Consider the following 21,720-nt stretch of genomic DNA (forward strand, 5'->3'; position numbering starts at 1 on the left):
GTCCGACACGGTCCGTCGTTAGGCTGTCGAGGGTGACCGATCAGACCTCGCCGTTCCAGCCCGAGCAGTGGACCGCGGTCCCCGGCTTCGAGGACCTGGTGGACATCACCTACCACCGCCACGTGACCGACGGGACCGTGCGCATCGCGTTCGACCGCCCCGAGGTGCGCAACGCGTTCCGCCCCGGCACGGTCGACGAGCTGTACCGGACCCTCGACCACGCGCGGATGACCTCCGACGTCGGTGCCGTCCTGCTCACCGGTAACGGACCCGCACCGAAGGACGGGGTGTGGTCCTTCTGCTCCGGTGGCGACCAGCGCATCCGCGGACGCAGCGGGTACCAGTACGCGAGCGGCGACACCGCGGAGACCGTCGACAAGGCACGCGCCGGGCGTCTCCACATCCTCGAGGTGCAGCGCCTCATCCGCACGATGCCGAAGGTCGTGATCTGCCTCGTCAACGGCTGGGCCGCGGGCGGCGGACACAGCCTCCACGTGGTCTGCGATCTCACGCTCGCGAGCCGGGAGCACGCCCGGTTCAAGCAGACCGACGCCGACGTCGGCAGCTTCGACGGCGGGTACGGCAGTGCGTACTTGGCGAGGATGGTGGGACAGAAGTTCGCTCGCGAGATCTTCTTCCTCGGCGACACCTACACCGCGGAGGACATGCACCGGATGGGTGCGGTGAACAAGGTGGTCGATCACGCCGACCTCGAGACCGTCGCCATCGAGTGGGGGCGCACGATCAACGGCAAGTCCCCGCAGGCGCAGCGAATGCTCAAGTACGCGTTCAACCTTCAGGACGACGGCCTGGTGGGGCAGCAGCTCTTCGCCGGTGAGGCGACGCGCCTGGCGTACATGACCGACGAGGCCGTCGAGGGTCGCGATTCGTTCCTCGAGAAGCGTGAGCCGGACTGGTCTCCCTACCCCTGGTACTTCTGAGAGGCGACCGACGATGGAGGTGCTGGCGAGCCGAATCATTCTGCGGCCGAGGAACGTCGACGAGACCCTGATCTTCTACCGGGACCGGTTGCGGCTCGGCATCTTTCGGGAATATCCCGGCGGTGTCGTGTTCTTCGCGGGGCAGTCGTTGATCGAGGTGGCGGGGCACGGGCAGGCCGGAGGCCGGTCGAGAGCCGACGGGCAGGGGGGAGCGACGATTCTGCTGCAGGTGCGTGACGTCGAGGCGGCCCGCGCCGAGCTCGAGTCGGCGGGTGTCGAGATCGTGCGGCCTCCGAGAACAGAGCCCTGGGGACTGACGGAGATGTGGATCGCCGACCCCGACGGCACGCGCATCGTCGTGGTCGAGGTGCCGCCCGACCATCCGCAACGCCGTGGCTGACCTGACCGTCCTCCCGGTTCCCGGCGGCGTCGCGGTGCTGGGTCTACTGCCCCGACTGCGCGCCGTGCTCGACGGCACCGCCGAGCCGGTCCTGCCGGTCCCCGCCGACGACGATCGTGAGCGTCGACGCCTCTCCGACGCGCTGTCTCCGGGCACTCCCGCGGAGCCGGGTACCGCCATGGTGCTCGCGACGTCCGGGTCGACGGGAACCCCGAAGGGAGCCCTGCTCGGGGCCGCCGCGCTCCGGGCCAGCGCCGCCGCCACCCATGCCCGGCTGGGTGGGCCGGGACAGTGGTTGCTCGCGCTGCCGGCCCATCACATCGCCGGGATGCAGGTGGTGCTGCGCTCCGTCGCCGCCGGCCACGAACCCGCGGTGGTGGACGTGTCGACGGGTTTCGACCCCGCGCACCTCGTCCACGCGGTCGCGTCGATGAGCGGGCCCCGGCGCTACACCTCCCTCGTCCCCACCCAGATGGTCAAGGCTCTGGAGAGTCCGGACGCCGTCGCGGCGCTCGCGTCCCTCGACGCTGTTCTGCTCGGCGGGGCCGCGACCCCGGCTCCCGTACTCGACCGCGCACTCGCCGCGGGCATCACCGTGGTCCGCACCTACGGGATGAGCGAGACGTGCGGCGGGTGCGTCTACGACGGCGTCCCGCTGGACGGTGTGACCGTGAGTCTCGAGGCGGACGGCCGGGTGCGCCTCGGCGGACCCACACTGGCGAACGGCTACCGCGGAATGCCCGATCACCCGGCGTTCGCCGAGGCGGGGTGGTTCCGTACCGATGATCTCGGACGCCTGCAGGGCGACCGCCTGCAGATTCTCGGGAGGGCCGACGACGCCATCAGCACGGGCGGACTCACCGTCGTACCGCGGGTGGTGGAGGACGCCATCGCGGGGATCGACGGCGTCGCGGAGTGCGTCGTGGTCGGCGTTCCCGATCCGCGCCTGGTCGAAAGGGTCGGCGCGCTGGTGGTGCTCCGACCCGGGATCGAGCTGTCGCCGGAGTTCCTGCGGGCGGCCGTCTCCGACGTCCTCGGCCCTGCCGCGGCGCCCCGGCAGGTGCTGTTCGTGGACGCACTACCGGCGCGCGGCCCGGGCAAGGTGGACCGCGCAGCGGCGCGAACGACGCTGGTCGCGTGTAGTCCTATGGAATGACACTCTCGTGCACGCCCGAGGGGGCGAGCCGCCCGAGACCGTGACGGTGAGTAAGGTCCTCCCGGTACATCCGGGTCGGGGGCTTGGTTGTTCGTGTTCGGAGGACAGTGACGATGGCGAGGCAGGCGACGGGAGCAGCTCCCGACGCGCACGACGGCTGGATCGTCGTGGAGACACTCGCCGAACCGCCCGACGGCGATACGGGTCCCGTGGGGACCGTCGTCGCCAAGGACGGTCGGGCGAAGGACTGGACGGCGCTCTCCCGCGCCGTCGGCAGCAAGCGCATCGCGGACGCGGCGCGTGCGATGACCGCGTTCGTGGCGACGAGCGGCGAGGACGCGGCCGAGACCGTGCCGGGACTGCGCAGTCCGCTGCGCGCCGTCGCGGTGCCGGGTCCCCGGAAGGCCGTTCATGGCGTGATGCTCTACGCGGGCGACGATTCCGATGCGCCGCCGCCCCTCGTCGTCGGCTACGACTGGTCGTCGTCCCGTCGACAGTTCGCGTTCACCCCCGGCATCGCCGGCGTCGTGGGCCGGGACTCGGCACCGAAGCTCGCCGCACCGGCGTTCGAATTGTTCGACCACTCGGACGACGCCGACAGCGCGATGTACCTCCTCGTCGCCCTGCTCGACGCGGAACCCGGAACCCGCTGGGACGGCACGGTGGCGCTGCGTACCCCGCGCGGCGCCCGGCCCCTGCGCAATGCGGTGCGGACGGTGCTCGATGCCTCGTCCGCCGGCGACGGCAGCCCGTACGTCGACACCGTCTCGCATGCGTTGGCGATCTCGCTCCGGGCGGACGAACTGGTGGTGGCCGGGCCGTCTGTCGAGGCGTTCGCGCTGCGGTCGCTGACACGCAACTCCCCCACCGCGATCGCGCTCATCGACACCGAGCGCGTGCGCGTCGTGCGGTGGCTGACGGATCCGGTGGAGAACATCCTGTGGAAGGGGCAGGCCGATCAGCGCGACACCCCGCACCCCACGGACATCGCCCGCATCGTGTCGGCCTATCGGCAGATGCACGAGTGGGCGGACCATCGCACCGAGATCCCCGGCGTGCGTCTGCGCCGTGTCGACGGCGGGTGGACCGTGGTCGACCTGCGGGCGACACGTGTTCCGGGACAACGGTTCCTGATGGTGGAATTCCAACCGGTCGGATTCTCTGACGAGGACGATCCCGTCCCGCCCACCGACACCGGATACCCGGGTCGTGGGCCGCGCAGACGGTCGACCTGAGCCGCTCTCAGGTTCGCGGCATGCCGAACCGGGCGGCGAGGCAGCGTTCGAGATCCTCGGTGACCGCCCAGGCCGTGTCGAGGTCACCGCCGAGCAACAGGGACCGCTGACGCAGTGTGAGCGCGCGGATGGCGCGGTCGAGTTCGACGTCCGTCATGGCCTCGACGGCGGCGTCGATGGTGGAACTGGTGATGTCGTCCATCGTTCATCCCCGGGGTGCGACAGGTGAACCGATCGAACGATCGGTTCCGCATTCGTGTGCCACATTCACGGCCGACGCGACAAGCCTGTGAGAAACCCCCGAGGTCGAGGGCGCATCCGGAGTGTACGCCCGGAGCGGTGGACCTCACAACACGACCGCGCGGGGCCGCATCGGCATGCGTAGGCAATGATCCACACATGGCGACAGCATCCCAGTGGCTCGAAGGCGCACGGCCGCGCACACTTCCGAACGCGATCGCACCGGTCGTCGCCGCGGCGGGTGCGGCAGCGGCGGCCGGCGACGTGACGTGGTGGAAGGCCCCGGTGGCCCTGCTCGTGTCGGTCGCCCTCATCGTCGGCGTGAACTTCTCCAACGACTACTCCGACGGCATCCGCGGAACCGACGACGACCGCGTCGGACCGATCCGACTCGTCGGTTCCCGGCTGGCGACGCCGTCGGCCGTCCGCGGCGCGGCCGTGGCGTGCTTCGCACTCGCTGCCGTCGCGGGGCTCGTCCTCGCCCTGACGACGGCCTGGTGGCTGGTTCTCGTCGGCGTCGTGTGCATCGCCGGAGCCTGGTACTACACGGGCGGATCTAAGCCCTACGGCTACAGCGGCCTCGGAGAGATCGCCGTCTTCGTCTTCTTCGGCCTCGTCGCCGTGCTCGGCACCCAGTTCGTGCTCACCGATCGCGTCGACCTCGTGGGACTCGCGTGCGCCGTCGCGATGGGCTGCTTCTCGAGCGCCGTCCTGGTGGCCAACAACATCCGCGACATTCCCACCGACACCGAGGCGGGCAAGCTCACCCTCGCGGTCCGGCTGGGCGACGCCCGGAGCCGCGGTCTGCATGCCGCGCTGCTCGGCGTGCCGTTCCTCATCAGCCTGCTGTTGCTTCTGCACTCGCCGTGGGCCGTGCTGGGCGTCGTCGCCTTCCCCTTGGCCTGGCGCGCCAACGCCCCCGTCCGCACCCGGCAGCAGGGCCTCGCGCTCATTCCGGCGCTGCGCGACTCGGGGCTCGCGATGCTCGTCTGGGCGGTGGCGACCACCGTCGGCCTGCTGCTCGGGTAGTCGCCGCGCGACGGGTAATTCCGTTGCCGACGGTCATGATCTCCCTCTACGGTCGTCCCATGGACCCCGTGACCGAACCCGAGATCCGGGCATCGTTCGTCAACTGCTCGAAAGGCGAGGCGAAGCGCATCCCCGTCCCCACCGATCTGGACGGTCGCCCGTGGGACGACCTGGACTTCCTCGGCTGGAGCGACCCCGCGTATCCGGGCCGCAGCTTCCTCGTCGTGCCGACCGCCGACCGACTCGTCGGGGTCGCCCTGCGGTCGGAGAGCAGTTCTCGACGGTCGCAGATGTGCAGCATCTGCACCACCGGGCATCAGAACGGCGGCGTCACTCTGATGGTGGCCCGCAAGACCGGTGAGTCCGGCCGCCGCGGCAACACCGTCGGCACCTACCTGTGCTCGGACCTGGCCTGCTCGCTGTACGCGCGGCGGATCAAGACGCCGACGCTGGGACGGCAGTACCGCGACGACACCCCGATCGAGGAGCGCGTCGGCAAGCTGCGCGAGACCATCACCGCGTTCGTGGCGCGGCTGGGCTGACCGCCATCGGCGGCAGCCTCAGCGGCGCGCCGATCGCCGGTCCGGCACCAGTCCACCGAGAACCCAGTTGACGACGGACACGATCACCGCGCCCCAGAAGGCGGCCCCGAAACCGTCGACGGTGAGCCCGTATCCGGTGCTCTCGGTGATGGCGGCGGTGAGCAGCAGCATCAGCGCGTTGATGACCAGAAGGAACAGCCCCAGCGTGAGCACGATGAGGGGCAGCGACAACAGCTGCACGATCGGCTTGACCAGGGCGTTGATCACGGTGAACACGGCCGCGATCCCGATCAGCACCGCCAGGTCCCAGCCCTGCCCGCGCCCCGAACTCGCGATCGAGATGCCGTCCACCCAGGACGCCGCCAGCCAGATCGCGAACGCCGTGACGATCAATCTGAGCACCAGAATCATGCGCCCCATGATGGCACGGGTCGCCGGGACGGTGGTGTGTCGCGAGCCGCGCCGCCGGTGGTGTTGCATGAAGGTGTGAGTACCGCGAACCTGACCCGCGCCGAGACCGCCGACCGCGCCCGGGTGGTGTCCGACGTGCGATACGACGTGGCGCTGGACCTGACCGAGGCACGGACCCGAGCCGAATTCGGCACCGTCACCACCGTGAGCTTCGCGGCCACCGCGTCGTCGACGTGGATGGACTTCCTCGGCGCCGGCGTGGACCGCGTGATCGTCAACGACCACGAGCAGGAGGTGGAGTACGACGGCGCGCGGGTGCTGCTGCGTGATCTCGGGAGCCGCAACACCGTGCGCATCCACGCCCGCGGCTCGTACAGCCGCACCGGGGAGGGCCTGCACCGATTCGTCGATCCGGCGGACGGCGAGACCTACCTCTACACGCAGTACGAGCCCGCCGACGCGCGGCGCGTCTTCGTGAACTTCGAGCAGCCGGACCTCAAGGGCCCGTTCGTCTTCCGGGTGAGCGCACCGGACGAGTGGACCGTGCTGTCGAACGAGCGTGCGGAATCGACCACCACCGACGACGCAGGGTCGTCCACCCGTGTCTTCGCCGCCACGCAGCCGATCTCCACGTACATCACGGCCGTCGTCGCGGGCCCGTACCACCGCGCCACGTCGGAGTACCGCCGCGGCGACCTCACCATCGAACTCGGCGCGTGGTGCCGTGCGTCGCTCGGCGAACACCTCGACCACGACGACATCTTCGACGTCACGCGCGCCGGTCTCGACTTCTTCCACGATGCGTTCGAGTTCCCCTACCCCTTCGGGAAGTACGACCAGGTGTTCGTGCCCGAGTACAACCTCGGCGCCATGGAGAACCCCGGCTGTGTCACGTTCACGGAGTCGTACGTGTTCCGCAGTGCGGCCACCCGAGCGCAGTACGCACGCCGCGCGAACACGATCCTGCACGAGATGGCGCACATGTGGTTCGGCGATCTGGTGACCATGCAGTGGTGGGACGACTTGTGGCTGAAGGAGTCCCTCGCCGACTACCTGGGCGCGTACGCCTCGGTCGCGGCCACCCGGTTCACCGACGCGTGGGTGTCGTTCGCCCTGCGCCGCAAGGCCTGGGCCTACTCGCAGGACCAACTCCCGACCACCCACCCCGTCGTCGCCGACATCGTCGACCTCGAGGCGGCCAAGCTCAACTTCGACGGCATCACCTACGCCAAGGGCGCCAGCGTGATCAAACAACTCGGGGCCTTCGTCGGTGACGAGGCCTTCTTCGAGGGCGCCCGCGCGTACTTCCGCGCTCGAGCCTTCGGGACGGCCACCCTCCGCGACCTGCTCGACGCCCTGGCCGCACCGGCCGGTCGATCGCTCGACGACTGGTCGGCCGCCTGGCTCGAGACCACCGGCGTGTCGACCGTGCTGTACGACCGCACCAGAGGTGTTCTCACACAGACGGATCCGCGTCCTCAGCGGTTGGACATCGCGTGCCTGTCGCCGGACGAGAACGGCCACCTCGTCGATGCGGAACCGATCTCGGTGCACATCACCGATGCGGAGACACCGCTCGCGCTGCCCGATGCCGCGGTGATCCTGCCGAACGACGGCGATCTCACGTACGCGAAGGTGCGTCTGGACGCGCGGTCGATGGAGGCGACGATGCAGTCGCTGGACCGCATCCCCGACGACCTGCGCCGCGCACTGGTGTGGTCGTCCTGGTGGAACGCGACGCGCGATGCCGAACTGCCCGCGCAGACCTACGTCGATCTGGCCGTCCGCTTCGCACCCACCGAGTCGCATCCCGCCGTGCTCGGATCGATTCTCGCGGACACCGCGGTCGCGGTGGAGCACTACGCCGCGGACCGGGACGGTGTCCGGCGGCGGTGGACCGCGACGGCGGCCGAGCAACTCGCCGGAGCGCCGGCCGGGTCGGACGCGCAGCTCGAGTGGTTCCGGGCGTTCTCCGCCGCGGCGTCACACGACCCGTCGCACACAGGGAGAGTGCGCGCGTTGCTCTCCGGCGCGGACGCCGTCGACGGTCTCGAACTGGACGCCGAGCAGCGCTGGGGCCTGTGGTTCGCCCTGTCGGCCACCGGTCACACCGACGAGACCGAGCTGGCGACGGTGCTCGAGTCCGACCGCACGGGCGCCGGTGAGGTGCAGTATGCCGCCGCGGTGGCGGCGCAGCCCGTCGCGGCGGTCAAGGACGCGACCTGGGCCGCCCTGACCGGTTCGGCGGCCCTGAGCAACGAACGGGTGGGGGCGCTCATTCGCGGCTTCACCGCCGGGCCGTCACGCGCGCTGATCGAGCGCTTCGACGAGCAGTACTACGCCCTACTGGAGACGTTCTGGCGGGAGCGGAGCATCGAGATCGCTCGACGACTCGTCATCGGACTCTTTCCGTCCGCCGCCCACAGCGGGGATGCCGATCGCTGGCTCTCGGGTCACCCGGACGCACCCGCGGCTCTGCGACGGTGCGTGATCGAGCAGCGCGACCACCTGGCTCGCGCTCTCGCCGCCCGGTCACTCTCCGCGCAGGCGTGAGTGCAGATCCTCTCGGTCGCGGCGACGCTTCTCGTCGACGGCGGCGATGTCCTCGTTGACGCGTCGGCGCAGTCCCTTGAAGAGCACGAGTGACAGGGGGAACGCGACGACCAGGGCGAACACCATCGCGATCAGCAGCGGCACGGTCACCCCGACCAGTGCGGCACCGAAGTAGATGACGGCCGCGACCACGGCGATGAGACCGAGCCGGGCGGCGGTGTAGAGGCCGAGATCGCGGACCAGTCGGCCCTTCGCCGACCCGCTCGGGGTGCTGCCGGTGGGGATGGGATCGGTCATGGGCACAGATTACCGGAGCCGTTCGACGTATCCGATTTGTCCATTACCTCCGCTTTACCAACATTAGAAGAGTCGAGTACCCGGGGGTCCCGGTGCCACCATGGGCAACGGATGCGGACAGACAGCCGCAGTCGACCGATATGAATACTGTGTCCCTGGAGGATCGCGATGAGTGCACCGGCTTACACCCCCACGCAGGAGAACCTGCTCACCCCCGGCCAGGTGGCCGCACTCTTCCATGTCGATCCGAAGACCGTCACGCGCTGGGCCCACGCCGGCCGGCTCGGATCGCTCCGCACGCCCGGCGGCCACCGCCGCTTCCGCGAGTCCGAGGTCATGCAGCTCCTGACCTCGCTCACCACCGAGGCACACCGCTGATCACGCGTCACCGTTAGAGCGCCACCCACTGGTCACCGAGTCGACGGTCGGTCGCCACCCACGGTGTTCGTGCCGGACACCAGTGCGTGCCACCAGATTCTCAGGATCTTGCGAGCTCGACTCGAGTGCCCCGGCGCTCCGCCACGACTACGCTCGGTAGTGGAGGTGCGTGATGATCTATGTTCTGGCTCTGATCGGGCTCGTGGTCGTGATCGTGCTCCTCTGGAAGTCTTTCGGCCCCGAGACCGGGGCACCCAGAGGACGCGTCACCGGACCGGACGACGACCCGGAGTTCCTGTGGAAGATCAGGAACAACCCTGCACGTGATCGGGGCAACGGTCCCGAGCGTCCCGATGCGGGAACGCCCGGTTCCGTCGACTGAGCCGCGTCGCGCGTGAAGCGCGAGCAGCAGATGACCGTCACCGCGTGACGTGGGGCGGGAACTCGGCGGTCATCGCTGCTGCCGTCTCGAGGAGCGCCGTGCGGGTCGCCGGCGAGAGCGCGTCGAGGTCGACCTCCGCCCCCTGCGCGAGATGGTCGTCGTACGGGATCACCCGCACGGCGCGGCATCGCTGACCGAAGTGATCGACGATCTTCGAGACGTCGATGACCTTCGACCCCGGCCGCACCATGTTGACCACCGTCAACGACTGCTCCACCAGATGCCGGTAGCCGTGCGCGTCGAGCCAGTCCATCGTCGCCGATGCACTCCGCGCACCGTCCACCGATCCACTGCTCACGATCACCAACCCGTCGGCGCTGCGCAGGACCGCCCGCATCGCCGAGTGCAGAAGCCCTGTACCGCAGTCGGTCAGCACGATGTTGTAGAACCGCTCGAGCACGGCCACCGTGGTCTCGTAGTCGTACGCGTCGAACGCCTCCGACATGGCCGGGTCGGACTCCGACGCCAACACCTCGAGCCGGTGGTGATTCTGCGACGTGAAGTCGCGGACCGCACTGTACTTGTCGATGTCACGGGCGTCCTTCAGCAGGTCGCGCACCGTTTTCTCGGTCTCCAGTGGAACGCGGGAGCTCAGTGTTCCGCGGTCGGGGTTCGCGTCCACGGCGATCACGCGGTCGCCCCGGACCGAGGAGAACGTCGATCCCAGCGCCGCCGCCACCGTCGTCTTCCCGACGCCGCCCTTGAGACTCAGAATCGCGATGCGATGACACCCGTGCAACGGGTTGCCGACCTGCCGGATCAATGCCAGCCGCCGCTGCTCCTTGGCGCTGTTGCCCACGTTCACCCGGCCACCGGTGACGTCGAAGAGCGTGCGGCGCCAGCCGCCCGTCGGTGGGGGCGGTGAGGTCCGCAGCAGCCGTGACGTCGAGAGGTCGTGCGCCGTGGGCGGTTGCATCGGCGAGGCAGGCACCTGCTGGATCGCCGGATCCGTCGGCGTCGACGCAGACGTCATCCGCCCGTCGTCCTGCGGTCCGGGCGACCACCCGTCCCAACGATCGTCCGTCACCGATTCCCCCCGGCGGTCATGTCGAGCCGACGGTCAGTTCAGACCCGCGTACGAGTGCAGACCGGAGACGACCATGTTGATGATGAAGAGATTGAACAGCATGGCGACGAAGCCCGCGACGTTGATCCATGCCGCGCGGGTGTTCCGCCAGCCCGACGTCGCCCGTGCGTGCAGGTACGCCGCGTAGACGACCCACGCGATGAAGGACACCGTCTCCTTGGGATCCCAGCCCCAGAAGCGTCCCCACGCTGCCTCGGCCCAGATCGCACCGAGGATGACGCCGGCGCCGAACAGCGGGAAGCCGATGATCGTGGTCTTGTAGGCCAGGCGGTCGAGCGTGCGGGCGTCCGGAAGACGCTGGGCGAACCGGGCGAGTGCACCCGTGTTCGCGCCGTCCTCCGTCGCCGGGAAGCGCATCCGCAGCAGGAACAGCAGGGACGCGACGCCGGCCACCAGGAAGATCCCACTGCCGATGCTGACGATGGTCACATGGATCGGCAGCCAGTACGAGCGCAGGGCCGGGACCACGGGGGCCGCGTCGGCGTAGAGGACCGTGGCCGCGAGGAACATCAGGATCATGACCGGGACGACCACGAAGATCAGCGTCGGGCGCATCTTCCGCAACGCGATGATCGAGGTCGCCGTCGCGGCGGCCGTGGCCATCGTGACGAACTCGTACATGTTGCCGAGCGGGAACCGGTCGGTGGCGAATCCGCGCAGCACGATCGACGTGACCGTCAGCAGCAGACCCAGCACCACCAGCGCGTAGCCCATGCCGCCGTAGCGCTCGGACGCGGGACGCCGGGGCGCCTCCTCGATCCGACCGGGACCGGTGGGCCGCACGGGCGCCTTGCCCGCCGCGACGAGGTGCCGCTCGGACTTCTGCTCCGCAGCCGTGACGGTCTGCGTGGCGTACTGGGCGATGAGGAACACCGCCGCGAGCAGGTAGACACCGAACGCCGACCGGAAGGACCAGTCGCTGAACTGCGCGAGTGTGGCGTCGATCGGCATGGTCACTCCCTGTTGTTCGAGGTCGGTACGTCGTCGGCGTCGGGTCGGTCGAGCACCCGCGCGGTGAGGCGATCGAACTCGTCACCCCAGCCGGCCTGATCGGTCCGGGCGAGTCCGCCCACTTCTACTACGGTACGTCGTCGGTCGTCGTCCGCGCTCACGCGGACCCAGATGCGACGGCGCTTGATCACCAGGGACACCAGCAGACCGGCCATCATCGACAGCGCGAACACCAGCACCCACATCTGCGCGGGGTCGTGCGAGACCTGCAGGTTGACGAACTCCTCGGCGCCGTCGAACCGCACCTGCGTGCCGTCGGACAGCGTCGTCGACTCCCCCGGTGTCAGGTTGACGCGATCCTGCTTGACCAGCCGGCCCTGTTCCACGAGCACCTGACTCAGCGAGAACAGCGACTGCGGGTTACCGGTGTCGAGGCCGGTGTCGCCCTTGTAGATGTCGACGGCCACCGCCGGATCGTTCGGGGCGGGGAAGCTCGACGACAGCAGCGAGCCGTGGAAGAACGCGGTGGGCGCGAACAGCCCCTCGATGGCGATCTGGTTCTGACGGCGGACGTCCGGGTCCGGGTACAGACCGCCGGGCGGATCGAAGCGGTGCACTCCGCTGGAGAGGAACGTGGTGCCGTCCGTGGGCTCCCACTGAACCGTCTCGGTACGGGTCTCCCCGCCCGGGAACGTCACCGTGAACGTGGGCGCGTAACCGTGTCCCTGCAGGTAGACGCGGTCACCGGCGACCCGCAGCGGGTGGTTGACCTGCAGCGTGTCCGGGCGCCAGGTGTTCGTGACCAGATCGTCGCCGGCCTGGTACTCGATGTCGGACGTGAACTGCTCGGCCTGCCCGTTCTCGAGGTAGTCCGCCGTGAAGTTCTTCACGCGCACGCAGAGCGGGGTCATGCCGGTGCCGTCCTCGCTGTTGCCGGCGCGGAACGAGTCGAACTGGGCGGGCGAGGTGGTGCAGATGCCGGGACCGTCGTTGGCGATGACGACGACGTTGCCCTCGTAGCTGAAGAGCTTGCCGACGGCGATGGCCACGAGCAGGCCGACGAGCGACAGGTGGAACACCAGGTTGCCCGCCTCGCGCAGGTACCCCTTCTCCGCGGACAGCGTCAGGGCGCCGCTCTCCTCGGTGCGCCGCATCTTCCGCCAGCCGCGCATGCGGCCGTCGATCTCGTCGAGGAGTACGTCGGGTGCCGTGTCGACCTCGGTGCGCAGGTGGTGGGGCAGTCGTCCCAGGTTGCGCGGGGTGGCCACGGGCGGGGTGCGCAACGCACGGGCGTGATCGACGCAGCGCGGCAGAATGCAGCCGACGAGCGAGACGAACAACAGGACGTAGATCGCAGTGAACCAGAAGCTGCCGAAGACGTCGAACAACTCCAGCCGGTCCATGACCGGCCCGAGGGACGGGCGGTCCGCGATGTACTGGTCCACCTTCCCCGAGTTGAGGCTGCGCTGCGGCAGCAGAGCGCCCGGGATCGCAGCCAGGGCGAGGAGGAACAGCAGCACGAGTGCCGTGCGCATCGACGTCAGGCCGCGCCAGGTGTTCCGGACGGCGGCGACGACGCGCCCCGCCGGAGACTGCCGCGGCGGGCGGGCCTCGGCGTCCGGGCGGGCCGACAGGTCAGTGCTCATATCTCTTTCTCGTCCACTAGATCGGCAAGGTCACGCTGGTCACCGCTCCGTCGCGGATCCAGCTGACGAACAGGTCCCAGGCGCCGGTCACCAGGGCGATGCCGACAGCCACTAGCATCAGACCGCCGAACACCTGGATGGCACGGGCGTTGCGGCGCAGCCATCCGACGCCGCGCAACGCGCTGACGGAACCGAACGCCAGGACGACGAAAGGCAGTCCCAGTCCCAGGCAGTAGGCGACGATCAGCACCACGCCGCGCGCCGCGGTGGTGCCCTCGGTACCGGCCGTCAGCGAGATGACGCCCGCCAGCGTGGGTCCGAGACACGGGGTCCATCCGAGCGCGAACACGCCACCGAGCAGCGGTGCCCCGAGGATGCTGCCGACGCGGCGCGGTTCGAAGCGCGTGTCGCGCTGGAGGGCGGGGATCAGACCGAGGAAGACGAGCCCCATCGCGATGGTGACGACGCCGCCCACACGCTGCAGGATCTCGCGGTTGACCGACAGCACCGAGATGGCGCCGAAGACCGAGGCCGTGGCCAGCACGAACACCACGGTGAACCCGAGAACGAACAGGGCCGCGGCACCGGCGACGCGGCTGCGACCCCGCACCAGAGTCTTGGTGGCCGCCTCGTCGGCGGTGACGGACGGAGAGTCCGCTCCCACGACACCGGCCAGGTAGGACAGGTAACCGGGAACCAGGGGGACGACGCACGGCGACGCGAAGGACACCAGACCGGCGAGCAGGCAGGCACCGAGAGCCAGGAACAGCGGCCCCGACGCGGCAGCCGACTGGAACGCCTCACCCATCCGACGGCCTAACCATCGGATGCCTCCGGCGCCGACAACGCCCTAACCATCGGACGCCTCCGGCGTCTCGTTCGCAATGCGCTCGACCACGGGCTGCAGGTCGCTCGCGAGGAGCTCCGTCAGGAACACCGCGGCGACGCGGTGCTCACGGTCGAGCACGATCGTGGTGGGAATGACGGTGGTCGGGTAGTTCGATCCGAGAGCGAGGAGGGTGCGCAGCGGCGGGTCGTAGATGGACGGGTACGTCACGTTGTTGTCGATGACGAAGTCCTGCGCCTTGTCCTGCTGGTTGTCGCGCACGTTGATGCCCAGGAACTGCACACCCTGGTCCTTGGTCGCCTCGAAGACCTGCTCGAGATCGTCGGCCTCACCGCGGCAGGGGCCGCACCACTGACCCCAGATGTTGAGGACGACGACCTGGCCCTCGTAGTCGGACAGCGACGTCGTCGTGCCCTCGGTCATGAGGTCGGGTCCGGAGAGGTTCCCCACGGTGCCCCGCTCGGCGGGCGGGTCGTAGAAGATCGACGTCTTGCCGCCGGGTGAGACGAACTCGAAGGTCCCACCCTGTGCCACGGCGTCGGTACCCGTGGCACACCCGGTGACGACGGTGGCGGCCACGAGCAGCGGCGCGAGCAGGCGGGCGGGTCTCATGCGCCGGTCTGGAGGGGGTCCGACGCCCCCGCGGGCTCGGAGTAGACGATGTCGACGAGGGTGTCGCCCTCGTAGATCAGCGAGGTGAGCGACGCGAGGCCGCACTGGCGGTTGCGGGGGTCGTGCCACAACCGATCGCCCTGCAGGAAGCGGCGAAGGGTCCACACGGGCAGCTGATGACTCACGCACACGGCCTCGTGGCCGACGGCCGAGACGCGAGCCGCGTTGACAGCAGCCAGCATCCGGTGCGCGATCTGCAGGTAGGGCTCGCCCCACGACGGGGTGAACGGATCACGGAGCTTGAGCCAGTGGCGGGGCCGACGCAGCGCACCGTCGCCGACGGCGACCTTCAGACCCTCGAAGTCGTTCCCGGCCTCGATGAGGTTCTCGTCCGTCTCGATGGAGAGCCCGAACGCCGACGCGATGGGCGCCGCCGTCTCCTGCGCGCGTTGCAGTGGGGAGGCGACGACGTGCGTGACGTCGTGCCCGGCGAGCACGTTCGCCACCGTGCGCGCCTGGGCCTGACCGTTCACCGACAACCGGAAGTTCGGGAGGCGCCCGTAGAGGATGCCCTTGGGGTTGTGCACCTCGCCGTGCCGCATCACGTGCACGATCGTGCGGGTGTCGGCGTGTGGGTGCCCGGAAGTGTCGATACCGGACGCGTCGACGATGTGCGACTCGGTCATGACGGTGCTTTCTGCTCGGCAGCGGCTGCTGCGGCGGCGGCGTGGGGAGCGGCCGCCTCGATGATCTCGAACGCGCGGTCGTCGAGCGCCGCGGAGACGAACCAGGCCTCGAACGCGCTCGGCGGCGGGTACACGCCGCGGCTCAGGAGCGCGTGGAAGAAGGCGGGGAAACGCCAGGTCGCGGCGGCCTTGGCGCCGGCGTAGTCGATCACCGGATCCTCGGAGAAGAAGACGCTGACCATGTTGGCGGCGTACTGCACGCGGTGCGGGACGCCCGCCGCCGTAAGTGCGTCACCGAGGATGCCGCCCAGGCGGGTGGAGTTCGCGTCGAGCGCCGCGTAGACGTCGGCATCCGCCGCGCGCAGCGTCGCCAGCCCGGCGGCGACCGCGACGGGGTTACCCGACAGGGTGCCGGCCTGGTAGACGGGACCCGCGGGGGCGAGGTAGCTCATGATGTCCGAGCGGCCACCGAATGCGGCGGCGGGCAGGCCGCCGCTCATGACCTTGCCGAAGGTGTAGAGGTCACCGGCGATGCCGTCGACGCCGTACCACCCCGATGCGCTCACGCGGAAGCCCGTCATGACCTCGTCCATGATCAGCAGTGCGTCGTGAGCGCGGGTCAGACGCTGCAGACCCTCGTTGAAGCCGGGCTGCGGCGCCACCGCACCCATGTTGCCCGCGGCGGCCTCGGTGATGACGCACGCGATCTGGCCCGGGTGGTCGGCGAAGGCCTTCGCGACCGCATCGAGGTCGTTGTAGGGAACGACGATGGTGTCGGCCGCCTGCGCGCCCGTCACGCCGGGTGACGTCGGCAACCCGAGAGTGGCGACGCCCGAGCCGGCGTCGGCGAGCAGCGCGTCGACGTGGCCGTGGTAGCAGCCGGAGAACTTGACGATCTTGCTGCGACCGGTGAACCCGCGTGCCAGGCGCACCGCGCTCATGGTCGCCTCTGTGCCCGAATTCACCAGGCGCACCTCGTCGACGGGATCGACGCGGCGCACGATCTCCTCCGCCAACTCGATCTCGCCGAGCGTGGGAGCGCCGAAGGACAGTCCCGTGGAGGCCGCCTTCTGCACTGCCTCGACCACCGCCGGGTGGGCATGACCGAGGATCATCGGTCCCCACGAGGAGATGAGGTCGACATAGCTGTTGCCGTCAGCGTCGCGCAGGGTGTATCCGCTGGCCTCGGCCATGAACCGCGGGGTGCCGCCCACGGAGTGGAAGGCTCGCACGGGCGAGTTCACGCCACCGGGGATGACGGCGGACGCGCGTGCGAAGAGTTCTGCGGATCGGGCGGTGGGGACGCCGGTGTCGGTTCCGCTCGAAGGAGTCACACCTCCAGTGTTTCACAGGACGCGGAGTGCTCTTCCTGATCTACGGAGCGAGTAGTAGTTGCATCCAGGTCAGGTCGAGCCAGCGCCCGAACTTGACGCCGACCTGCGGCATGACGCCCACCACAGTGAACCCGAACTTGGCGTGCAGAGCGATCGAGGTGGTGTTCGAGGATTCGATTCCCGCGACGATCGCGTGGACGTCCCCACGGCGGGCGCGCTCGATCAACTCCGCCATCAATGCGGTCGCGACGCCGCGCCGATGGAAGCCGTCGGCGACGTACACGGAGTTCTCGACGGTGTGCCGGTAGCCGGACTTCGGACGGAACGGCCCGTAGGACGCGTAGCCCGCGACCCGGCCGTCGATCTCGGCGGTGAGGATCGGCAGGCCGGCGCCGGTGCGCTGGTCGAACCAGCCCTGCCGGTCCGCGAGTCCCACCTGCTCCTCGTCCCAGATCGCGGTCGTGTCCGCGATGGCGGCGTTGTGCACGGTGAGGATCTCGGGCAGGTCGGCGGGCACGGCGTCGCGAATCAGCACAGCGACACGGTAGTCGGCTGCCGGCAGGCACGATCGACGAGAATCGACGTGATCGAAAGTGTTACATCCGTGTTACACCGGGCATATCCTTCTGCCATGACGGCAGCACACGAGCCCGACCGGCACCCGGAACTCCCCGAGCAGCGATACCCGGAATCCCGACCGGCCTCCGGCCTTCCCGAGTCCGCCCCGGCCTCCGGCCTTCCCGCTTGGCCCGACGGGTTCCGCGAGCACCTCGTCGAGCAGTGCGACGGCTTCAGCTCGATCATGTCGCGCGCCATCGCGGACAACGGCGCCTCGCTCTTCCGCGACGGCCCCTACGCCCCGTCGAGCCCACAGGCTGCGTCGATGGACGCCACGAGTGTGATGTCTCGCAAGATTCGCGCGGTGTGGCGTGAATTTCTGTGGCCGCGCTGACAAGTCCCTCCCGGGCACCTCGAGTTTTGGTTACCGTCGAGTATGACCACTACCGAGACCGGCACCACTGACACCGGCACGTCCTCCGACAACGCTGCTCAGCTGGCGAAGCACCTGCGCAGGACTCTCGACGGACGGTGGCGCGACGTACGGAACCAGACGCGCGAGCAGCTCGCACGTCACGAGTTCGCGCCGCACTACACACCCAACACCGCGATCGCGCGGACCAAGGCCTTCGAGCAGTTGCGCGTGCTCGCCGCGGCCGGCGCCGCCGAGTCCGGTTTCGCCAAGGAGGTCGGCGGCACGGGCGACATCGGCGCCGCCGTCACGATGATCGAGATGCTCGCCATGTCGGATCTGTCGCTCATGGTGAAGGCCGGCGTCCAGTGGGGTCTATTCGGTGGTGCGATCGAGAACCTCGGCACCGAGAAGCATCACAAGGAGTTCATCAAGCCCCTGATCGATCTCGAGACGCTCGGCTGTTTCGCGATGTCGGAGACCGGCCACGGCAGCGACGTGCAGTCCATCGGCACCACCGCGACGTACGACCGCGAGACGCAGGAATTCGTGATCCACACGCCGGACAAGTCGTCGCGCAAGGACTACATCGGCGGTGCCGCCGAGTCGGCGAAGTATGCCGCCGTGTTCGCGCAGCTGATCACCGCCGGACCGGGTGAGGAGCCCGAGAGCAAGGGTGTGCACTGCTTCGTCGTCCAGATCCGCGACGAGAACTTCGGCAGCGACCTGCCCGGCGTCACCACGTTCGACATCGGCTACAAGGGCGGCCTGCCCGGCGTGGACAACGGCCGCATCATGTTCGACCACGTCCGCATCCCGCGCGAGAACATGCTCAACAAGATCGCGGACGTCGCGGCCGACGGCAGCTACTCGTCGGACATCGACAACCCGAACCGGCGCTTCTTCACCATGCTGGGCACCCTCATCCGCGGCCGCATCACCGTGGGCGGTTCGGCAGGCGCCGCGGCGCGCGTCGCACTGACCATCGCGACGAAGTACGCGCTGCAGCGCAAGCAGTTCAGCGCGCCCGGGACCGACGACGAGGTCACGATCATGGACTACCTCGTCCACCAGCGTCGCCTGTTCCCGCTCATCGCGAAGTCGTACGCGCTGCAGTTCGCACAGAACGAGCTCGTCTCCAAGATGCACGACATCCAGAGCGCCGAGGATCCCGACGCCACCGAGCAGCGGGAACTCGAGTCGCGCGCGGCCGGCCTGAAGGCAGCGAACACCTGGCACGCGACCAAGGCGATCCAGGAGTCCCGCGAGGCCTGCGGCGGCGCGGGTTACCTCGCCGAGAACCGGCTCATCGCGCTCAAGGCGGACTCGGACGTCTTCACCACCTTCGAGGGCGACAACGTGGTGCTCACGCAGCTCGTCGCGAAGGAGCTGCTCACCGCGTACGCCCACGAGGTCCGCTCGTTCGGCGCGGCCGACTGGGTGAAGTTCGCCGCCGGCACGGTCGGCGACGTGGTGAAGAAGCGCACGGCGGCGGCGCCCATCATCCAGACCCTCGTCGACTCGCGTCAGGACAACGAGGAGGAGGGCAGCCTCTTCAACCGCGGCACCCAGATCTCGATGTTCGAGGAGCGCGAGGAGTACCTCATCTCCACGGCGGCCAAGCGTCTGAACGGGTTGTCCAAGAAGATGAGCCAGTTCGACGCGTTCAATGCGGTGCAGGACCACATCCTGCACGCGGCCACGGCGCACGTCGATCGCGTGGTGCTCGAGGCCTTCGTCGCCGGCATCGACAACTGCGAGGACGACGACGCCAAGGAACTGCTCGGCGAGGTGTGCGACCTCTACGCGCTCACCACGATCGACGCGGACAAGGCCTGGTTCATCGAGCACCGCTACATCTCCACGGAGCGGTCGAAGGCCGTCACGCGCGGGATCAACGAGCGCTGCCGGACGCTGCGCCCGCACGCCCACACCCTGATCGACGCGTTCGGCGTTCCCGAGGCCCTGCTGGGTGCGGCCATGCTCGCCGACGACGAGCCGGGCGAAGTGAAGGAATCCGTCACCGCCGACTAGGCCGGCACCTCGTCGCCCCCCCTCGCGAGTACGCCCATAGTGTCGTGATTCAGTGCTCCACAACGACACTGTGGACGTACTCCCCGAGGGTGGGGGACGTGCTCGCCGGGGGCGGGGCTCAGGAACGGACGAGACGAGCGATCGCCTCGGACGCCTCTCTGACCTTCGCGTCCGCTTCAGGTCCACCTTCGCGGGCCGCGTCCACGACGCAGCCCGCGAGGTGGGCGTCCAGCAACTTCAGCGACACGGACTGCAGCGCCTTGGTGACGGCCGAGACCTGCGTCAACACGTCGATGCAGTACCGGTCGTCGGCCACCATGCGGGAGATGCCGGCCACCTGGCCCTCGATGCGGCGCAGTCGCTTGAGAAGGTCGTCCTGATCGAAACTGCTCATGCGCCCAGAGTACCCCCAGGGGGTAACGGGTAGAGGTCAGCGCCGCCGTACGACGCGCATCACCAGATACACCGCGACGGCCGCCGCGACCACGGAGAGCGCCGCCCAGGGCCCCGCGACGCGGGTCGAGTCGTACGTGACCGAGAACCCCTCGAAGGACGACGTGGTGGGGAACTGCTCGGTCACGGTGGTCGTGGTCCTCGACTGAATCCACAGCACCACGGCCACGACGGCGAGGACGACCGCGACCACCACCGGAGCGAGGCGGCGCATCACGCGTCGGGCTCCGCGTCGGTGGCGGGCGCCACGAGTGCGAGCAGTTCCTCGCGGAGCGTCTCGTCGTCCTTCGCCCACGCCTGGACCAGGCCGTTGCCCCGCAGCTTCAGGCCGACGCCGGTCCGCTTGCGCGGCACTCCGGACAGCTCCCCCAGCACTCGGGCGGCCTGCCACTTCTCCAGGGTGTTCCCGTTGGCGTCGTAGTCGGGCTCCGGATACACCTCAAGGATGTCCGCGATGGCGACGTTCTCCGTGCCCTGGCTCAGCGTCGTCGGCGTCAGGATCACCGTGGCGTGCCGGCGGGCGGCCACGATCTGTACGTAGGTGAAGGCCATGAGAACCAGCGCGATCACGACGAGCGCCACGTAGTGCACGACGGGGCCCGTGTAGATCTCGACGCCGAGAGCGATGAGGCAGAAGATCGGCCCCCAGGCCAGGGCGCGCCACTTCGCGCCGTACTCGGCGAAGATCACCGATTCCGTCTCGTCGCTCACGGGGTCTCCGGTGCCACGAACCACGGCGCCGCGGACGGTCGGTACACGAGCACGCAGGCCACGAAGAAGAGGATCGCCCCGAGAGTCGCCAGCAGGGGCACGATCGCGAAGCCGACGGTCACCGAGCCCAGCAGCACCAGCCCGAAGACGATCGACAGCACCGTCAGCGCCCGGCGGAACCGTGGATCGCCGCGTCGACACGCGGGCCCGGCGAGGAATCCGATGGCCAGTCCGACGATGATCTCGAGGACACCGACCGTGCGCAGCACCGTGATGACGCTCTCCACGGCATCCGCCTCGCCCCCGGTCTCGGTCAGCTGGGTCCGCAGCGAGTCGGCCGGGAACGTCAGCGAGATGAGACCGAGCAGCACGACGAGGACGGCCCCGAGAACCCACACGGCGAACGCGACGGTGACGATCCGGGGTCGGGCGGGCGACGCGGGCTCGGGCTTCTCGACGATCACTCGACCATCCTGCCAAGACGCCTCCACACGGTGGAGTCCAGGCGTCGCTCGATCAGGTGAGGACGGCCGGCAGAAGCACTGCGGCAGCCATGAGGATGCCCGTGATCAGCACGATGGCGAGCAGCCACAACTCACGTCGGCCACTGCTGCACTCGACGGTCTGCATACGAGTGCGAGGCGCCGTGGAACCGGCGGAGGTGGAGGAGAAATCGGCGGGCAACACTGTCTCCGTACTGATCAGAATGCTTGTGACAGTGGTCACGATACACCGATCGATGTTTGACGCAAAAAGACAGCCTGA

General features: G+C 69.1%; 27 protein-coding genes. 11 read left to right on the forward strand and 16 right to left on the reverse strand.

Annotated features, from left to right (window positions below; all coding sequences use genetic code 11):
• Positions 1–32 precede the first annotated feature (32 nt).
• The 4 genes from JOE30_RS01070 to JOE30_RS01085 all read left to right on the forward strand — a co-directional run bounded on the left by JOE30_RS01070 (position 33) and on the right by JOE30_RS01085 (position 3,732).
• Complete coding sequence (locus tag JOE30_RS01070) at positions 33–941, forward strand: 1,4-dihydroxy-2-naphthoyl-CoA synthase (protein WP_371831694.1); 909 nt, start codon at positions 33–35, stop codon at positions 939–941.
• A 13-nt stretch (positions 942–954) separates the two neighbouring features.
• The gene (locus tag JOE30_RS01075) at positions 955–1,341 is read left to right on the forward strand and encodes a VOC family protein (RefSeq protein WP_204869032.1); all 387 of its coding nucleotides are present in this window, start codon (positions 955–957) and stop codon (positions 1,339–1,341) included.
• A complete protein-coding gene (gene menE / locus JOE30_RS01080; RefSeq protein ID WP_204869033.1) occupies positions 1,334–2,497 on the forward strand; it encodes an o-succinylbenzoate--CoA ligase in 1,164 nt (387 codons plus the stop codon). Before JOE30_RS01075 ends, menE begins: the two co-directional genes overlap by 8 nt.
• Positions 2,498–2,610: 113 nt before the next feature.
• Positions 2,611–3,732 (forward strand): GAF domain-containing protein, encoded by a 1,122-nt coding sequence (locus tag JOE30_RS01085; protein WP_204869034.1) that lies wholly within the window; start codon positions 2,611–2,613, stop codon positions 3,730–3,732.
• 7 nt (positions 3,733–3,739) lie between these two features.
• On the opposite strand, the gene JOE30_RS01090 is transcribed toward JOE30_RS01085, so the two are convergent.
• Positions 3,740–3,934, reverse strand: coding sequence for a hypothetical protein (locus JOE30_RS01090; protein ID WP_204869035.1), 195 nt, complete (start codon positions 3,932–3,934; stop codon positions 3,740–3,742).
• 197 nt (positions 3,935–4,131) lie between these two features.
• Between JOE30_RS01090 and JOE30_RS01095 the strand changes: the two genes are divergently transcribed.
• Together JOE30_RS01095 and JOE30_RS01100 are read left to right on the forward strand one after the other, a co-directional pair.
• Positions 4,132–5,001: a 1,4-dihydroxy-2-naphthoate polyprenyltransferase gene (locus JOE30_RS01095; protein ID WP_204869036.1), complete on the forward strand. Its 870-nt coding sequence runs from the start codon at positions 4,132–4,134 to the stop codon at positions 4,999–5,001.
• A 59-nt stretch (positions 5,002–5,060) separates the two neighbouring features.
• Entirely contained in the window at positions 5,061–5,543 is a 483-nt protein-coding gene (locus tag JOE30_RS01100; RefSeq protein WP_204869037.1) for an FBP domain-containing protein, read from the forward strand.
• Positions 5,544–5,561: 18 nt separating this feature from the next.
• Here the strand turns inward: JOE30_RS01100 and JOE30_RS01105 are convergent, their stop codons facing one another.
• Entirely contained in the window at positions 5,562–5,954 is a 393-nt protein-coding gene (locus tag JOE30_RS01105) for a phage holin family protein (RefSeq protein WP_204870669.1), read from the reverse strand.
• A gap of 75 nt (positions 5,955–6,029) precedes the next feature.
• On the opposite strand from JOE30_RS01105, the gene pepN reads away from it, so the two are divergent.
• A complete protein-coding gene (gene pepN, locus JOE30_RS01110; protein ID WP_204869038.1) occupies positions 6,030–8,507 on the forward strand; it encodes an aminopeptidase N in 2,478 nt (825 codons plus the stop codon).
• Here the strand turns inward: pepN and JOE30_RS01115 are convergent.
• Positions 8,487–8,804: a DUF4229 domain-containing protein gene (locus JOE30_RS01115; RefSeq protein ID WP_027504527.1), complete on the reverse strand. Its 318-nt coding sequence runs from the start codon at positions 8,802–8,804 to the stop codon at positions 8,487–8,489. The two genes, pepN and JOE30_RS01115, sit on opposite strands and share 21 nt — an antisense overlap.
• Positions 8,805–8,972: 168 nt before the next feature.
• Here JOE30_RS01115 and JOE30_RS01120 point away from each other — a divergent pair, with 168 nt between their 5' ends.
• A complete protein-coding gene (locus tag JOE30_RS01120; protein WP_042574081.1) occupies positions 8,973–9,182 on the forward strand; it encodes a BldC family transcriptional regulator in 210 nt (69 codons plus the stop codon).
• Positions 9,183–9,354: 172 nt separating this feature from the next.
• The gene (locus tag JOE30_RS01125) at positions 9,355–9,564 is read left to right on the forward strand and encodes a hypothetical protein (protein ID WP_027504525.1); all 210 of its coding nucleotides are present in this window, start codon (positions 9,355–9,357) and stop codon (positions 9,562–9,564) included.
• 37 nt (positions 9,565–9,601) lie between these two features.
• Here the strand turns inward: JOE30_RS01125 and JOE30_RS01130 are convergent, their stop codons facing one another.
• The 8 genes from JOE30_RS01130 to JOE30_RS01165 all read right to left on the reverse strand — a co-directional run bounded on the left by JOE30_RS01130 (position 9,602) and on the right by JOE30_RS01165 (position 17,322).
• Positions 9,602–10,597 (reverse strand): MinD/ParA family protein, encoded by a 996-nt coding sequence (locus JOE30_RS01130; protein ID WP_204870671.1) that lies wholly within the window; start codon positions 10,595–10,597, stop codon positions 9,602–9,604.
• Between the two features lie 87 nt (positions 10,598–10,684).
• Positions 10,685–11,662, reverse strand: a complete 978-nt coding sequence (ccsB, locus tag JOE30_RS01135; RefSeq protein WP_204869039.1) for a c-type cytochrome biogenesis protein CcsB — start codon at positions 11,660–11,662, stop codon at positions 10,685–10,687.
• A gap of 2 nt (positions 11,663–11,664) precedes the next feature.
• On the reverse strand, positions 11,665–13,308 hold the full coding sequence (locus JOE30_RS01140) for a cytochrome c biogenesis protein ResB (RefSeq protein WP_204869040.1): 1,644 nt from the start codon (positions 13,306–13,308) through the stop codon (positions 11,665–11,667).
• Positions 13,309–13,324: 16 nt separating this feature from the next.
• Positions 13,325–14,116: a cytochrome c biogenesis CcdA family protein gene (locus tag JOE30_RS01145; RefSeq protein ID WP_027504522.1), complete on the reverse strand. Its 792-nt coding sequence runs from the start codon at positions 14,114–14,116 to the stop codon at positions 13,325–13,327.
• A 42-nt stretch (positions 14,117–14,158) separates the two neighbouring features.
• Positions 14,159–14,767, reverse strand: a complete 609-nt coding sequence (locus JOE30_RS01150) for a TlpA disulfide reductase family protein (protein ID WP_204869041.1) — start codon at positions 14,765–14,767, stop codon at positions 14,159–14,161.
• Entirely contained in the window at positions 14,764–15,453 is a 690-nt protein-coding gene (locus JOE30_RS01155; RefSeq protein ID WP_204869042.1) for a histidine phosphatase family protein, read from the reverse strand. The genes JOE30_RS01150 and JOE30_RS01155 overlap by 4 nt, the downstream gene beginning before the upstream one ends.
• The gene (hemL, locus tag JOE30_RS01160) at positions 15,450–16,787 is read right to left on the reverse strand and encodes a glutamate-1-semialdehyde 2,1-aminomutase (RefSeq protein ID WP_204869043.1); all 1,338 of its coding nucleotides are present in this window, start codon (positions 16,785–16,787) and stop codon (positions 15,450–15,452) included. Before hemL ends, JOE30_RS01155 begins: the two co-directional genes overlap by 4 nt.
• 40 nt (positions 16,788–16,827) lie before the next feature.
• Positions 16,828–17,322, reverse strand: a complete 495-nt coding sequence (locus JOE30_RS01165; RefSeq protein ID WP_204869044.1) for a GNAT family N-acetyltransferase — start codon at positions 17,320–17,322, stop codon at positions 16,828–16,830.
• A gap of 96 nt (positions 17,323–17,418) precedes the next feature.
• Here JOE30_RS01165 and JOE30_RS01170 point away from each other — a divergent pair, with 96 nt between their 5' ends.
• On the forward strand, positions 17,419–17,739 hold the full coding sequence (locus JOE30_RS01170) for a hypothetical protein (RefSeq protein WP_204869045.1): 321 nt from the start codon (positions 17,419–17,421) through the stop codon (positions 17,737–17,739).
• 42 nt (positions 17,740–17,781) lie between these two features.
• On the forward strand, positions 17,782–19,791 hold the full coding sequence (locus tag JOE30_RS01175; protein WP_204869046.1) for an acyl-CoA dehydrogenase: 2,010 nt from the start codon (positions 17,782–17,784) through the stop codon (positions 19,789–19,791).
• A gap of 118 nt (positions 19,792–19,909) precedes the next feature.
• Here JOE30_RS01175 and JOE30_RS01180 read toward each other — a convergent pair whose 3' ends face one another.
• The 5 genes from JOE30_RS01180 to JOE30_RS01200 are packed head-to-tail and all read right to left on the reverse strand — an operon-like array spanning position 19,910 to position 21,681.
• Entirely contained in the window at positions 19,910–20,185 is a 276-nt protein-coding gene (locus tag JOE30_RS01180) for a metal-sensitive transcriptional regulator (RefSeq protein ID WP_027504515.1), read from the reverse strand.
• 36 nt (positions 20,186–20,221) lie between these two features.
• The gene (locus JOE30_RS01185) at positions 20,222–20,461 is read right to left on the reverse strand and encodes a hypothetical protein (RefSeq protein ID WP_204869047.1); all 240 of its coding nucleotides are present in this window, start codon (positions 20,459–20,461) and stop codon (positions 20,222–20,224) included.
• Positions 20,458–20,955 (reverse strand): hypothetical protein, encoded by a 498-nt coding sequence (locus JOE30_RS01190; protein ID WP_204869048.1) that lies wholly within the window; start codon positions 20,953–20,955, stop codon positions 20,458–20,460. The genes JOE30_RS01185 and JOE30_RS01190 overlap by 4 nt, the downstream gene beginning before the upstream one ends.
• Complete coding sequence (locus tag JOE30_RS01195) at positions 20,952–21,419, reverse strand: hypothetical protein (protein WP_204869049.1); 468 nt, start codon at positions 21,417–21,419, stop codon at positions 20,952–20,954. The genes JOE30_RS01190 and JOE30_RS01195 overlap by 4 nt, the downstream gene beginning before the upstream one ends.
• 52 nt (positions 21,420–21,471) lie before the next feature.
• Entirely contained in the window at positions 21,472–21,681 is a 210-nt protein-coding gene (locus JOE30_RS01200) for a hypothetical protein (RefSeq protein WP_027504511.1), read from the reverse strand.
• Positions 21,682–21,720: the final 39 nt, after the last annotated feature.

This window comes from Rhodococcus sp. PvP016 (assembly GCF_017832185.1).
In the GTDB taxonomy this organism is placed as follows: domain Bacteria; phylum Actinomycetota; class Actinomycetes; order Mycobacteriales; family Mycobacteriaceae; genus Rhodococcoides.